Genomic DNA, 13,896 nt, shown 5'->3' on the forward strand with positions numbered 1-13,896 from the left:
CTCGTTGTGTTCGGGGGCCTCAGGCGTTGAGCTACCAGAACCAGGGTGCTTCTTCGCGCCGGAGTGCGTCGCGCGGTCGCCCGCTGTCCACCAGGATGTCGTCGACCCGGCGACTCACATCGAGGTTATCCGGTTCGGACCACATGGCGAGCGGTTCGACCGTGAACCGGCCATCGAGTGCGAACCACAGGCACACATCCATGTACGGGTGCAGGCCTCGTGCGTCCAGGAGCCGGTACGCGGCGGCGACACCGTCACCGCCGGCGCCCATGTTCACCTCCAGCACCCCCTGGTCCCCGGGGTAGCCGTAGTATCGGCGAGTCCGGCGCGAGCCTGCTCGAACTCATGGCGAAGGCGCGGCACCGCAAGGCCGAGAACCTGCGCCGCTACTTCAAACCGTCCCCCAAGCCATGCGCGAGCTGACCTCGATCCTGAGGCCGGGAGCCGACCGCCGCCGCTGACCAGCAGCTCCGCCATATCCGTTAGTTTTTCGGCGGCTACTACCGGAACCCCCACTGTGACAGTCGATGGTCACGCCACGCGATGACCTCGGTTAGGGGCGCCCGTCGTAGGCAACTTCACGGGCACTGAGCAGTGCGGCCGACCGGTCCACCACGGCTCAGTCCTCAATGAACAGGACGCCGCCTGCCACGAGGTCGTCGATCTGATCACCGGAGAGCACTTCCCCTGCCACCGATCGGGTGTCGGCGCCGACGCGCGGCGCCACGCCGGGACGGTCGGGGCGCTCGCCGTCGAACCGCCACGGCGGGCGCAGCAACGCCAGGGCGTCGGCCTGCGGCTCCACCATCCCCAACCAGCGGGTCTGCTCATGACCGACGTAACCGCTCATCGACAGCACCGGAGCGAAAGGCACATCGTGTTCGGTCAGCACCCGTTCCCAGTCGTCGAAGGTGCGACGCTCGAACTCCGCCTCGACGATCTTGACCAGTTCGAAGTAGTGCGCCTCGCGCGGGCGGTATTCGGCGAAACGCGGATCCTCGGTGAGATCGAGACGGTCCATGGCCCGGCACAACGAGTGCCAGAACTTCTGCGACGACGACAGGTGGATGGCCAGGGATTCTCCCGAAGCGGTGCGGACACAGAAGTTCTGGGCCTGCGGGTGCCTGCTCTCCCGGGTCGGGTCGGCGCCGAGTTCGAAGGACTGGGTGATGCCGTCGGCGGTCAGGACGCTGACCGCCTCCATGATCGAGGTCTCCAAATGCTGGCCCGCACCGGTCCGCAATCGGCCGACCAGAGCGGCGAGCACGCCCGCCGTCGTTGTCAGGCCGGTCACCAGGTCGGCGCTCAGGCCACCGGTCAGCTGCGGGTGGCCCTCGTCGCCGAACAGCGAGTACATGCCGCCGAAGGCCATGCCGATGGTGTCGTAGGCGGGCCGGTCGGCCAGCGGGCCACCGGCGCCGAAGCCGGTGACCGACCCGTAGACAAGGTCTTCCCGCAACTCCCGGCAGACCTCTGGGCCGAGACCGAGGGCGGCGAGCTTGCCCGGCCGCATGTTCTCCAGCACCACGTCGAATCGCGGGATCAGCGCCTTGACCAGGGCCACGCCCTCGGGGCGCTTGAGGTCGACGGCGAGGCTGCGCTTGCCCGTGTTGTACTGCCGGAAATAGGGACTGCCGTCGTTCTGATGACGGCGGAAGTCCTCGCCCACGACCGGCCGCTCCACCTTCACGACCTCGGCGCCGAGTGCGCACAGCATCGACGTGCCGAAGGGAAGGGAGATGTATCCACCGATCTCGAGGATCCGGATACCATCGAGCGGCTTGTGCTGCATTGCCTGCCTCCTGTGGTCAGCCTGTTCATATTATATATTGTCGCCGTGCTCGGAGTTGTCTCCGGTCACCTCGGCGCGACCGATATCGGCACGTGGCAGTGGGCATCCCTAGAGGATCGAGTGGCCCGAGCGCAACGAAATCTTGGTCTCAGCGATTCAATATTATATAGTTTGTATGACCGGGATCACGACGGGCACTCTGCACCGCGGCCCGGAGACACCGGCGGCCGGGGCCGACACCGCACCGAGAACGCCGTGATCGTGAGCGAGGAGCTACCCATGACTGTGCCGACGGACGTCCGGCAGGGGCAGTACGACAAGGTGTTCATCGGCGGCGCGTGGGTGATCCCCGCGACCGAGGACCGGTTCGATGTGGTCTCGCCGGCCACCGAGCAGGTGCTGGCCCGGGTCGCCGACGGTTCGGTCGCCGACATCGACGCCGCTGTCGCCGCCGCCAGGGCCGCTTTCGACTCCGGCCCGTGGCCGCGCCTGGACCTGAGCGAGCGCATCGCGGTGCTCACCCGGGTGAGCGAGGCACTGGCCGCTCGCCAGGACGAGGTCGCCCGGCTCATCAGCGCCGAAATGGGGTGCCCGATCACCCTGTCCACGCGGATGCAGTCGATGGGCACCCGGATGCTGCTCGATGCCTTCCTCGAGCTCGCCCCGCGGTACTCGTGGAGCGATGTCCGCCGCTCCGTGACCGGCAACGCCCTGGTCACCCGGGAGCCGGTCGGCGTGGTCGCCGCGATCGTGCCATGGAACGCGCCGCTGCAGATCGCCATCATCAAGCTCGCGCCCGCGCTGCTGGCCGGTTGCACCGCGATCCTCAAGCCGTCGCCGGAGACCGCGCTGTCGGCCTACCTGCTGGCGGAGATCTTCGCCGAGGCCGGTCTGCCCGAAGGCGTGCTGAACGTGGTGGTGGCCGGTCGCGAGGTCAGCGAGCACCTGGTCCGGCATCCGGGCGTGGACAAGGTCTCCTTCACCGGGTCCACCGCGGCGGGCCGCCGAATCGCGGCGATCTGCGGGCAGGATCTGCGGCGGGTCACCCTGGAGCTGGGCGGCAAGTCCGCCGCGGTGCTGCTCGATGACGCCGATCTGGACGCCGTGGTGCCGGTCATCCGAGCCCTGTCCTTGCGCAACAGCGGACAGGTGTGCAGCAACAAGACGCGTATCGTGGTCGCCCGCTCGCTGCGCGACGACCTCTACGACCGGCTGCGCGACATGATCGGCTCGATGCCGGTGGGTGATCCGTTCGATCCGGCCACCGAGATCGGCCCGCTGGTCAGCGCCGCGCAGCGCGATCGCGTCGAGCATTTCGTGGCCGCGGCGAAGGCCGAGGGCACCGAGATCCTGGTCGGCGGCGGGCGCCCCGACGGGCTGGAACGCGGCTGGTATGTACAGCCGACCGTGTTCGCCGATGTCGACCCCGACGCCCGCATCGCCCAGGAGGAGGTGTTCGGCCCGGTGTTGACGGTGCACACCTTCGACACCGAGGACGAGGCGATCGCCATCGCCAACAACTCGCACTACGGCCTCAACGGATCGGTGTTCGCCGCCGACCCGGCGCGCGCCCTGTCGGTGGCCCGCCGCATCCGGACCGGAACCGTCGAAATCAACGGCACCCCGGCCGGATTCTTCGCCCCCATCGGCGGTTTCAAGAACAGCGGCATCGGCCGTGAAGCCGGCCTGGAGGGCTTCGACGCCTACGTGGAACCGAAGTCCTACGGCCTGCCCCCGGCGCTGCTGGACACCCTCGGCTGATCCCACGCGAAAGGTTTACCCATGTCGACCACTCCCCCGCTCGAGTCCGCCGTCGCCCGGCTGGTCACCGAGCTGGACTACGACTCGATTCCGGCCGACGCCATCGACGGAGCCCGGCGGCTGATGCAGGATCAGCTGGCGGTGCAGATCGGCTGCGCGTCACTGCCGTGGAGCCGGGCCGTACTCGAGCTGACGCTGGCCTCGCACGCGCCCGGCGCGGCGCACGTCACCGGCTCCGCGCACACGATGAGTGCCGCCGACGCCGCGTTCGTCAATGCCACCTATGGGCACGGCTTCGAATACGACGACGCGCACCGCTCTAGCTCCAGTCATCCTGGCAGCACGGTTGTCTCGGCCGCGCTGGCCGTCGGCGAGGAAATGGGAGCGACCCTGCGCGAGGTGATCACCGGTATCGTGGCCGGTTACGAGGTCTACACGCGCATCGGCATCCTGGCCGCGCCGGAACTTCTGGAGCGCGGTTTCCATCCGCACGGACTGCTGTCGACGTTCGGCGCCGCGGCGGTCGTGGCCAAGATGCGTGGATTCGACGCCGAGACCACCGTGCACGCCTTGTCGATCGCGATGAGCCACAGCGCGGGCACCACCGAGTACACCTCCTCGGGCGGCTCGGTCAAGCGCCTGCACGCCGGTATCGGCACCCGCAACGGCATCCGCGCCGCGGAGATGGCGGCGGCCGGGATCACCGGTCCCACCACCTTCCTCACCGGCCGGAAGGGCCTCTACCGCAGCTACGTCGGGCGGCCGGTGGCCGAGAACGCCGCGCAGCTGTTCGCGCCGGACGCCCCCTTCGAAATCACCCGGCTCTGGATCAAGCCCTACTGCTGCTGCGGTATCAACCACGCCTACATCGACGGCGCCCGGCAGCTGGCGGCGAAAGCCGGTGCGGTGACCGCCATCCGGCTCGGCATCCAGTCCGGCGGCGATGTGATCATCGGCAACCAGAACGCCATCGCCTACGCCCCCCGGATCATCGAGCACCTGCAATACAGCCTGCCGTTCCAGTTCGCGCTCGCGATCACCGGGCACGGCAACGGTTTCCGCGTCCACCACGACTACCTGTCCGGTGCGCTGGACCTGGGTCCGGACAGTGCGGTGGCCGAGATGGCCCGCCGGGTGCGCATCGAGGTCGACACCGAACTCGACGCCGCCTACCCCGGCCGCTGGATCGCCGACATCACCGCCACCTACGACGACGGCTCCTCCGAGCACGTCTTCGTCGACAACCCTCTCGGCACCGCCGAGAACCCGATGTCGGCCGACGACCTCGACGCCAAGTTCCGTGATCTGACCGCGGTCGCCATGGGCACCGAGCGCAGCGAGGCCCTGCTGAAGTCGATCACCGCGAGCGACCCGGATCTGCCGGTCGCCGAATTCGCAGCCCTGCTGCGACCCTAGAACCGGCGCCGTATCCGGGGCCTACCGTCATCCCGGACACGGCGTCCCGGCCGGGCCGGGACGGACAACTGGTGATCGAAGTACCCGAGGGGGAGTCGGACTTCGATCGCCTCCGTCCCGGCCCGTTGCTGTGTCCGGACTCCGAATACTCTGCTTTGCAACGGAGTCGGGCCCCGGCCGACCTGTTCGATCGACCGGGGCCCGGCTCGTCTTACCCGAGTGGGTCTTTCAGGCAGTCTCGAAGGTGGCCGCGAGCCCCTGCCCGCCACCGATGCACATGGTGGCCAGGCCACGGCCGCCGCCGCGCCGTTTCAGCTCGTGCAGCAGGGTGGTCACCATGCGGGCGCCGGTGGCGCCGATCGGGTGTCCCAGAGAGATGCCGGAGCCGTTGACGTTGAGCTTGTCGTGCTCACGCCAGCCCCAGCCCTCCAGCACCGCCAGCACTTGGACCGCGAACGCCTCGTTCAGCTCGACCAGGTCCATGGTGTCGAGCAGCGACACGGTGTCGGAGCCCTGCCGCGCGGCCAGTTTCGCCACGGCGGGCACCGGCCCGATGCCCATGCGGGAGGGGTCGCAGCCGGCGGCGGCCCAACCGGTCAGATAGCCGATCGGTTCCAGGCCCAGCACGTCGAGCTGGTCCTCGGCGACAACGAGCATGCCCGCCGCGGCGTCGTTCTGCTGGCTGGAGTTGCCCGCGGTCACGGTGCCGCCGGGGGTGATGGTGCGCAGTTTCGCCAGCGACTGCGGGGTCGAATCGGCCCGGATGCCCTCGTCGGTGGCGAAGACGACCGGGTCGCCCTTGCGCTGCGGGACACGCACCGCTACGACCTCGTCGGTGAAACGGCCCTCGGCCCAGGCCGCGGCGGCGCGCTGGTGGCTGCGGGCGGCGTAGGCGTCGGCTTCCTCGCGCAGCACGTTGTAGTCCTGAGCGAGGTTCTCGGCGGTCTCGATCATCCCGGAGATCTTGCCGAATCGGGTCTCGGGCTGGGACCGCTCGCGTCCCCGGTCGAGCCGGTCGAACAGTTGGACGGTGCCCGCGCGGGCGCCCCAGCGGGTGGCGGTCGAGTAGTACTCGATGCGGCTCATCGATTCGACACCGCCCGCGAGCACCACGTCGGCGGCGCCGGTCTGCACCATCATCGCCGAGGTGACCAAGGCTTGCAGGCCGCCACCACAGCGACGGTCGAGCTGCATGCCGGGCACGCCGATCGGCAGACCGGCGTGCAGTGCCAGCCACCGGCCGACACAGGGCACCTCCGAGCTGGCGTAGGACTGGGCGAACACCACGTCATCGATGCGTTCGGGGTCGACTCCGGACCGTTCGACGACGGCGTTCACCACGGTAGCGCCCAGATCCTCGACCGGGACGTCACGAAGCGCGCCACCGAAGGTGCCGACCGCGGTGCGGGACGGTGCGACCAACGCGGCACGGCGGAGACTGGAAGTCATTGTCGGAAACTCCGATTCGGGTCAGATCGCGTTGCGGGCGATCAACTGTGCGGCGATGACATTGCGCTGGATCTCGTTGGTGCCCTCACCGACGATCATCAGCGGCGCGTCCCGGAAGTAACGCTCGACGTCGTACTCCTTGGAGTAGCCGTAGCCGCCGTGCACCCGGATGGCGTCCAGAGCGATCTGCATGGCGGTCTCGGAGGCATAGAGCTTGGCCATGCCCGCCTCCATGTCGGCGCGTTCGCCACGGTCGAGCTTCTCGGCGGCATCGAGGGTGAGCAGGCGGGCGGCACGCTGCTTGGTGGCCATGTCGGCCAGCAGGTTGCCGATCGACTGATGTTTCCAGATCGGCTTGCCGAAGGACTGCCGTTCCTGGGCGTAGCGCACGGCGGCGTCCAAGGCGGCCTGCCCGACGCCCAGCGCGCGGGAAGCGACCTGGATGCGGCCGACCTCGAGGCCGCGCATCATGTGCGCCCAGCCCTGGTTCGGCACACCGCCGAGGATCGCGTCGTCACCGACCCGGCGCCCTTCGAATACCAGCTCGCACGCTTCGACGCCGCGGTAGCCGAGCTTGGGGAGCTTCTTCGAGACGGTCAGTCCCGGTCCTGGTTCCACCAGGATCACACTCATGCCCTTGTGCGCGGGCTTCGCGTCGCGGTCGGTGACGCACAGCAGCCCGATCAGGCCCGAGTGTGCGGCATTGGAGATCCAGGTCTTGGATCCGGTGATCGACCAGGATTCCCCGTCGCGGGTGGCGGTGGTGCGCATGGCCTGCAGGTCCGAGCCGCCACCGGGTTCGGTCAGCGCCATGGTGGCGCGGATGGCGCCCTCGGCCATCTTCGGCAGGTAGCGGTCCTTCTGCCCCTGGGTGCCGAAGGTCTTGATGAGGTAGGTGATCACCGAGTGGCCGCCGATGGCGCCTGCCAGGCTCATCCAGCCGCGGGCGAGTTCCTCGGTGACGCGAGCGAAACAGGCGGTGCTCACGTCGACGCCGCCGTAGTCGGCGGGGACGAGCAGGCCGAAGAAGCCCAGCTTTTTCATCTCCTCGATGAATTCCTCGGGATAGATGTCGTTCTCGTCGAACTCCCGGACGCGCCCGGACACCCGCTGGTCCACGAATTCGGCGACCAGGTCGACCATCTGCTGTTCATCGGCTGTGAGACTCATCGTCGGTCACCACTTCTTTCGGTTCGGTTCAGTTCGCGCGTCATGGGCGCGCGACGGCGGAAGTGCCCGCGACAGGCGCGAATTCGGCCCGCAGCGCCTCGGTGTGCGCGCCGAGAGCGGGGACGGCGCCGTGCACAGCGGGCCAGTCCCGGGCCAGGACCGGCGGCAGCAGCGCGGGCACCGGGCCGGACGGGGTTCCGACCTCACGCCAGCGGCCGCGTTCGCGCAGCTGAGGATGATCGGCGAGCTCGCGCACGCCGTTGAGGCGCGCGTTGCCGATCCCGGCGGCGTCGGCCGCGGATTGGATCTCGGCGAGCGTGCGCTGCGCGCACCACTGCCCGACGATCGCGTCCAGTTCGTCGCGATGCCGGACCCGGTCGTCGTTGTGCGCGTAGCGCGGATCGGCGGCGAGTTCCGGGTTACCCATGAGATCGGTGAGGCGCAGCCATTCGCGATCGCTGGTGGTACCGAGCACGGCGGTCTGCCCGTCGGCGGTCGCGTAGGCGCCGTAGGGGGCGATCATCGGCGAGCCCATGCCGACCGGCACCGGTTCGGTGCCCGCGTGCAGCACCTGGTTGAGCGCGAAGCCCATCATCTCCGAGACCACGTCGAGCATCGCGACCGGCACCACCGAGCCACGGCCGGTGTGCTCGCGGTCGTAGAGCGCGGCCAGGATCGCCGAGTACGCGTAGAGCGCGGTGCCGATATCGGCCACCGGAATTCCCGGTTTGGCGGGGTGGCCCGGGGTGCCGGTGATCGAGCACGACCCCGCTTCGGCCTGGATCAGCAAGTCGTAGGCGCGCTTGTGGTCGAGGGGACCGCCGCGACCGTAACCGGAGATGTCGACCACGATCAGGCGCGGGAAACGTGCGGTCAACTCGTCCACGCCGAGGCCGAGGCGGTCCAGCGCGCCCGGTCCCAGATTGCTGACCAGCACGTCGGCCACGCCGAGCATGCTCTCCAGCACGGCCAGGTCCGCGGGAGCGCGCAGGTCGAGGGCCGCGGATTCCTTGCCGTGGTTCAGCCAGGTGAAATGCGCCGACAGACCGCCGACGACGGTGTCGTAGTGCCGGGTCGAATCGCCGTAGCCGGGCTGTTCGACCTTGATCACGCGGGCGCCGAGGTCGGCGAGGTGGCGGGTGCACAGCGGGGCGGCGATGGCCTGTTCGAGGCCGATCACCGTGACACCGGCCAGTGGGCCGTGCGCGCGGGGAGTGCTCATGAGAACTTCGGCTCCCGCTTCTCCCGGTGGGAGGTGACGCCCTCGATCACATCGGGGCCGGCGAAGTTGTAGAACTCCAAGCCCAGCGACGCGTCGAAGATCGGCATGGCCTGGCGGTACCAGCCGTTGAGGGCCATCTTGGTGCCCTGCAGACCGGCGCGCGACCCCGCGGCGAGCTTCTGCGCGACCTCGAAAGCCTTGTCCTGCACCTGATCGTCGTCCACGCACAGCGACACCATGCCGATGCGCTCGGCTTCCTCTCCGGTGAGCACTTCGTTGGTGAGCAGGTGGTACTTGGCCTTGGCCATGGAGGTCAGCAGCGGCCAGCAGATGGCAGCGTGATCACCGGCGGCGACACCGAGGCGCACGTGCCCGTCGACGATCTTGGCCTTGCGGCCCGCGATCGAGATGTCGGCCAGCAGCGCGGCCACCAGACCCGCGCCGACCGCGGGGCCGTTGATGGCGGAGATGATCGGCTGGGGCACCTCGATGATGTTGCGCACCAGGTCGCGTGCTTCGCGCATGACGCGGGTGCGGGAGGCGTAGTCGCCGATCATGTCGTCGATCAGGTCGAAGCTGCCGCCCGCGGAGAATGCCCGGTCACCCGCGCCGCGGATCAACACCGCGCGCACGGATTCGTCGAGCGCGACGACCGGCCAGATGTCGGCCAGGTGCCGATGCGCTTCGGCGCCCACCGCGTTCAGGTTCGGTCCGTCGAGCACGATGCGCAGCACGCCCTCCGCCGGGCGGTCGACCCGGAGCGCCGAGAATTCCTCGTAACCGGTCACTGTTGTCCTCTCATTCTCCGACCGACACGGCGTCGGTGCGAGTGGCGGCGGTCTCCCACCGGGCGTGGATGTCGGCGATGTCGTCCGGACCGGCGGGGGGAACAGTGGGCGTGCGGGCCGGCGTCCCGCTGAACCGCGGCGCGGGCGCGGGGTGCAGGACTCCCGAAATCCGGGTGTACACACCACGTTCCACGTTGTGCGGGTCGGCGGCGGCTTCGTCGAAGGTGAGCACCGGTGAGACGCAGGCGTCGGTGCCCCGGTAGATCCGCGCCCACTCGTCGCGGGTGCGCCGGGCCACCGCCTCGGCGATGAGCGCACGCAGCCGCGGCCACTGCGCGCGATCGTCCTGCTCGGGCCAGCCGGCGCTGTCGACACCCAGACGGCTGACGAACTCGGCGTAGAAATCCGGTTCGAGGGCGCCGACGGCCAGGTAGCGGCCGTCGGCGCACAAGTAGGTGTCGTAGAACGGCGCTCCGGAGTCCAGGAAGTTGGTGCCCGGTTCATCGGAGTACAGCCCGGCCGCCCGCAGCCCCTGCAGTTTGGCCGTCAGTACCGCCACACCGTCCACCATCGCCGCGTCGATCACCTGTCCCCGGCCCGTGCGCGTGGTTTCGACCAGCGCGCAGGCGATCCCGAACGCGCCGATCGCCCCACCACCGGCGTAGTCGCCGAGCAGATTGATCGGCGGCCGCGGTGCGCCACCGGCGGAGGCGAGCGCGTGCAGGGCGCCGGACTGGGCGACATAGTTGATGTCGTGTCCGGCGTCGTGAGCGCGCGGCCCGGTCTGGCCGTAGCCGGTGAGCCGGACGTAGACCAGGCGGGGGTTGCGGCCCAGCGCGTCGTCCGGGCCGAGCCCGAGCCGTTCGGTGACGCCGGGGCGGTAGCCCTCGACGAACACGTCGGCCGAAGAAGCGAGGCGCAGAACGGCTTCGCGTCCCTGCGGATCCTTGAGATCGACGGCCACCGAGCCGACGCCGCGGTTGACGACGTCGGTCTGCTCGGTGAGCCCGTCGGTCTGGCTCAGGGCCCGCGCGGAGCGGTGCGGCGGCCGCACGACGCGCACGACGTCGGCGCCCATGTCGGCCAGCAGCATCGACACATAGGGCACCGGGCCCATGCCCGCCAGCACGACGACCCGCACTCCCGCCAGTGGTCCCGTCATCGGTTCGGCTCCTCTTAGTACGACCGGGGCAGGCCCAGAACCTGCTGGGAGATGTAGTTGCGCACCATCTCCTGGGAGAACGGCGCGTTACGCAGCAGGCGCACCTCCCGCCACAGCCGCTCGATGTGATACTCCTTGGCGTAGGCGTACCCGCCCAGGGTGGAGAACGCCCGGTCACAGGCCTCGAACCCGGCCTCGGCGCCCAGGTACTTGGCCGCGGCGGCCTCGGGGCCGCACGGCAGGCCCGCGTCGAAGAGTTTCGCCGCCCGCAACGCCATTCCCTCGGCCGCCTCCAAGCGGATCCAGGAGTCGGCCAGCGGATGCGCCACGGCCTGGTTCCGGCCGATCGGCCGGTCGAACACGACCCGGCTCTTGGCGTATTCGCTGCCGATCCCGAGGGCGGCGCGGCCGAGGCCGATGCCCTCCATGCCGACCACGATGCGCTCGGGGTTCAGCCCGTCGAGCAGGTAGTAGAAGCCCTTGTCGACCTCACCGACGAGGCGGTCGTCGGACACTTCCAGATTGTCGATGAACAGCTCGTTGGTGTCGATGGCGGCGCGCCCGAGCTTGTCGATCTCGCGGACGGTGATCTTGGAGCGGTCCATGTCGGCCAGAAACAGCGACATGCCCCACAGCGGCTTGTCCTCGCGCCGCGGCGAGGTGCGGGCCAGCAGCAGAATCTTCTGCGCGTTCTGGGCGTTGGTGATGAACACTTTCTGCCCATTGACGATCCAGCCGCCGTCGACCTTGGTCGCCTTGGTCTTGATGCGCGAGGTGTCCACACCGGCGGTGGGTTCGGTGACGCCGAAGGCCATGAGCAGTTCGCCGGAGGCGAGCTTGGGCAGGTATTCCCGCTTCATCTGCTCCGAGCCGTACTTCACGACCGGGGCGGGCGGGAAGACATAGAAGTGAATGGCCGAGCCGCCGCTCATGCCGGCGCCGGAGGCCGAGATCTCGGCCATCATGACCGCGGCTTCCTCGAGGCCGAGGCCGATGCCGCCGTACTCCTCCGGGATCATCGCGCCCAGCCAGCCGCCCGCGGCGAAGGCTTTGACGAAATCCCAGGGGTATTCGTGCTTGCGGTCTTTGTCGAGCCAGTAGTCGTTGTCGAACTTGCGGGCCAGCTCGCGGGTGGCCTGGCGGACGACCTCGACCTTGTCGTCGGTGTCGGGGGTGGTCGTCATGGACTACTCCTGTTCGTCGCCCACGGACACGGGGATCGCGTCGAGGGGGGTGGTGGGATCGAGGGCGGACATGTCGCCGATGGGCGCCCCGAGGAAGCGCGCGCGGATGGCGCGGCGCATGATCTTGCCGTTCTTGGTCTTCGGCAGCGTGCTGACGACGTGCACCGCCGGGGAGAACGAGCGGCCCGCGTTGGCGGTGGCGGTCTCCTGCAGGTCGGCGGGTGCCTCGCCAGCGGCGCGCAGCACCGCGAAAGCGACCGCGCGCTGGCCGCGCTGCTCGTCGGGCACGCCGATGACGGCGACCTCGGCGATCCGGTTGTCCCGCAGCAGCGCCGCCTCGATCTCGGCGGGACCGACCCGGCGTCCGGACAGTTTGAGCGTGTCGTCGGACCGGCCGTGGATGCGCCACATGCCCGCCTCGTCGACGCTCGCGAGATCGCCGTGCACCCAGACGCCGTCCCAGCGATTCCAATAGGTGTCGAGGTAGCGCTCGCGGTCCTGCCAGAAGGCGTGCGTCATGCCAGGGAAGGTGTTGCGCACCACCAGTTCCCCGATCTCGCCGGTCACCGGTGCGCCGTCCTCGCCGAACACCGCGGCGTCCACGCCCGGCAGGGCGCCGTTGAACGCGGCCGCCCCGGCGGGCAGGAACGGGTAGCCGATGAGCAGGCCGCCGCCGACTTCGGTGCCACCGCTGTAGTTGACGATCGGCGTCTTCTTCCCGCCGATCTCCTCGAACAGCCACCACCAGGTCGGCTCGTCCCAGGCTTCGCCGGTGGAGACGAAGGCGCGCAACGTTTCCAGCGACTGGGTGACCGGTTCGCCCGCGGCCTTGAGCGCCCGCGCCGCGGTGGGCGCGATGCCTGCGACGGTGACCCCGTTGCGATCGATGATCTCCCACATGCGATTCGGCGTGGGGTGCACCGGAAGGCCCTCGATCATGACGATCGTGGCGCCCAGCTGCAGCGGGCCGGTCATCAGCATGGGCCCGACCAGCCAGCCCAGATCGGTGATCCAGGAGACCACGTCCCCGGCGTGCACGTCGAAGCCGTAGCCGAAGTCGACCGCGGTCTTCACCGCGAAACCGCCGTGCGAGTGCACGATGCCCTTCGGGCGGCCGGTGGTGCCGGAGGTGTAGACGACGGTCAGCGGATCGTTCGCCTCGGTGGGCGCGGTCTCCACCGGCGCGGGCGCCGGGTCGAGTTCGTCGTAGTAGACATCGCGTCCGGCCCGCATCGGCACGTCCGAACCCAGATGCCGCACGACCACCACCGAGCGCACCGCGGGCGCGGTGGTCAGGGCCTCATCGAGAGTGACCTTGAGCGGCACGGTCTTTCCGCGCCGGGTGGTGCCGTCGGCGGTCACCACGGCCACGGCCTCGGAGTCCTGCAGGCGGGTGGCCAGCGCGTCGGGAGCGTAGCCGCTGAAGGTGGGCACGGAGATCGCGCCGAGCATGGCGATGGCCAGGAACGCCACGGCCGCCTCTGGCACCACCGGCATGAACAGCAGCACCCGGTCGCCGCGGCGCACGCCACGGGCGGCCAGGTTCGCCGCGAATCGGCGCACCTCGGTGTCCAGTTCGCCGAAGGTCAAGGTGCGGCGCGCGCCTTCGTCGCCTTCGTAGACCACCGCGAGCCGGTCCGCGGCGGACCCGCGCGCGTGCCGGTGCGCGGTCAGCTGCGCGACGTTGACGCGTCCGCCCGGGAACCACCGGGGGAACGGCGTGCCGCCGGACTCGTCGAGCACCCGCTCGAACGGCGTGGTGAACTCGACATCGAGGTCCGATACCACCGCCCGCCAGAACCATTCGGGGTCGGCGATGGCACGCCGGTTGAGTTCGGTGATCGCGGCGGCATCGGTGTCGAGGCCCCACGAGCGCATCGCCGCCAGCAGGCGGCTGCGTTCGCGGTCCCCGTCACCGGGCACCCAGGCCGGCTGGTCCTCGGTCATGATGG

At 69.5% G+C, this 13,896-nt stretch carries 11 protein-coding genes; 2 read left to right on the top strand and 9 right to left on the bottom strand.

The features are described from left to right. Nucleotides 1-31: 31 nt before the first annotated feature. Together ACFV2O_RS10825 and ACFV2O_RS10830 are read right to left on the bottom strand one after the other, a co-directional pair. Complete coding sequence (locus ACFV2O_RS10825) at nucleotides 32-286, bottom strand: hypothetical protein (RefSeq protein ID WP_379251662.1); 255 nt, start codon at nucleotides 284-286, stop codon at nucleotides 32-34. Nucleotides 287-619: 333 nt separating this feature from the next. Beyond that, on the bottom strand, nucleotides 620-1,792 hold the full coding sequence (locus tag ACFV2O_RS10830) for a CaiB/BaiF CoA-transferase family protein (RefSeq protein WP_067810327.1): 1,173 nt from the start codon (nucleotides 1,790-1,792) through the stop codon (nucleotides 620-622). 279 nt (nucleotides 1,793-2,071) lie between these two features. On the opposite strand from ACFV2O_RS10830, the gene ACFV2O_RS10835 reads away from it, so the two are divergent. Continuing rightward, on the top strand, nucleotides 2,072-3,553 hold the full coding sequence (locus ACFV2O_RS10835; protein ID WP_379251663.1) for an aldehyde dehydrogenase: 1,482 nt from the start codon (nucleotides 2,072-2,074) through the stop codon (nucleotides 3,551-3,553). Nucleotides 3,554-3,574: 21 nt separating this feature from the next. Next, nucleotides 3,575-4,969, top strand: a complete 1,395-nt coding sequence (locus tag ACFV2O_RS10840; RefSeq protein WP_379251664.1) for an MmgE/PrpD family protein — start codon at nucleotides 3,575-3,577, stop codon at nucleotides 4,967-4,969. A gap of 228 nt (nucleotides 4,970-5,197) precedes the next feature. Here the strand turns inward: ACFV2O_RS10840 and ACFV2O_RS10845 are convergent, their stop codons facing one another. From ACFV2O_RS10845 to ACFV2O_RS10875, 7 genes are read right to left on the bottom strand one after another with little or no spacing between them, the layout of a single operon-like run. Next, complete coding sequence (locus ACFV2O_RS10845; protein WP_379251665.1) at nucleotides 5,198-6,418, bottom strand: acetyl-CoA C-acetyltransferase; 1,221 nt, start codon at nucleotides 6,416-6,418, stop codon at nucleotides 5,198-5,200. A 21-nt stretch (nucleotides 6,419-6,439) separates the two neighbouring features. Continuing rightward, a complete protein-coding gene (locus ACFV2O_RS10850) occupies nucleotides 6,440-7,588 on the bottom strand; it encodes an acyl-CoA dehydrogenase family protein (RefSeq protein ID WP_379251666.1) in 1,149 nt (382 codons plus the stop codon). 40 nt (nucleotides 7,589-7,628) lie between these two features. Beyond that, on the bottom strand, nucleotides 7,629-8,810 hold the full coding sequence (locus tag ACFV2O_RS10855) for a CaiB/BaiF CoA transferase family protein (protein WP_379251667.1): 1,182 nt from the start codon (nucleotides 8,808-8,810) through the stop codon (nucleotides 7,629-7,631). Further along, the gene (locus ACFV2O_RS10860; RefSeq protein WP_067810345.1) at nucleotides 8,807-9,598 is read right to left on the bottom strand and encodes an enoyl-CoA hydratase/isomerase family protein; all 792 of its coding nucleotides are present in this window, start codon (nucleotides 9,596-9,598) and stop codon (nucleotides 8,807-8,809) included. Before ACFV2O_RS10860 ends, ACFV2O_RS10855 begins: the two co-directional genes overlap by 4 nt. Before the next feature lie 10 nt (nucleotides 9,599-9,608). After that, the gene (locus ACFV2O_RS10865; RefSeq protein WP_379251668.1) at nucleotides 9,609-10,760 is read right to left on the bottom strand and encodes a CaiB/BaiF CoA transferase family protein; all 1,152 of its coding nucleotides are present in this window, start codon (nucleotides 10,758-10,760) and stop codon (nucleotides 9,609-9,611) included. 14 nt (nucleotides 10,761-10,774) lie between these two features. Continuing rightward, a complete protein-coding gene (locus ACFV2O_RS10870) occupies nucleotides 10,775-11,944 on the bottom strand; it encodes an acyl-CoA dehydrogenase family protein (RefSeq protein ID WP_379251669.1) in 1,170 nt (389 codons plus the stop codon). 3 nt (nucleotides 11,945-11,947) lie between these two features. Continuing rightward, nucleotides 11,948-13,891 carry an AMP-binding protein gene (locus ACFV2O_RS10875; protein WP_379251670.1) on the bottom strand — a complete coding sequence of 648 codons (1,944 nt, stop codon included), beginning with the start codon at nucleotides 13,889-13,891 and terminating at the stop codon, nucleotides 11,948-11,950. Between the last annotated feature and the right edge of the window lie 5 nt (nucleotides 13,892-13,896).

This window comes from Nocardia sp. NPDC059691 (assembly GCF_042733915.1).
Classification (GTDB): domain Bacteria; phylum Actinomycetota; class Actinomycetes; order Mycobacteriales; family Mycobacteriaceae; genus Nocardia; species Nocardia sichangensis.

Excerpts from the sequence above, each read along its gene's own strand:
- ACFV2O_RS10850 (WP_379251666.1), bottom strand. The coding sequence starts at position 7,588 with ATGAGTCTCACAGCCGATGAACAGCAGATGGTCGACCTGGTCGCCGAA.
- ACFV2O_RS10855 (WP_379251667.1), bottom strand. The coding sequence starts at position 8,810 with ATGAGCACTCCCCGCGCGCACGGCCCACTGGCCGGTGTCACGGTGATC.
- ACFV2O_RS10870 (WP_379251669.1), bottom strand. The coding sequence starts at position 11,944 with ATGACGACCACCCCCGACACCGACGACAAGGTCGAGGTCGTCCGCCAG.
- ACFV2O_RS10875 (WP_379251670.1), bottom strand. The coding sequence starts at position 13,891 with ATGACCGAGGACCAGCCGGCCTGGGTGCCCGGTGACGGGGACCGCGAA.
- ACFV2O_RS10865 (WP_379251668.1), bottom strand. The coding sequence starts at position 10,760 with ATGACGGGACCACTGGCGGGAGTGCGGGTCGTCGTGCTGGCGGGCATG.
- ACFV2O_RS10840 (WP_379251664.1), top strand. The coding sequence starts at position 3,575 with ATGTCGACCACTCCCCCGCTCGAGTCCGCCGTCGCCCGGCTGGTCACC.
- ACFV2O_RS10835 (WP_379251663.1), top strand. The coding sequence starts at position 2,072 with ATGACTGTGCCGACGGACGTCCGGCAGGGGCAGTACGACAAGGTGTTC.
- ACFV2O_RS10830 (WP_067810327.1), bottom strand. The coding sequence starts at position 1,792 with ATGCAGCACAAGCCGCTCGATGGTATCCGGATCCTCGAGATCGGTGGA.
- ACFV2O_RS10845 (WP_379251665.1), bottom strand. The coding sequence starts at position 6,418 with ATGACTTCCAGTCTCCGCCGTGCCGCGTTGGTCGCACCGTCCCGCACC.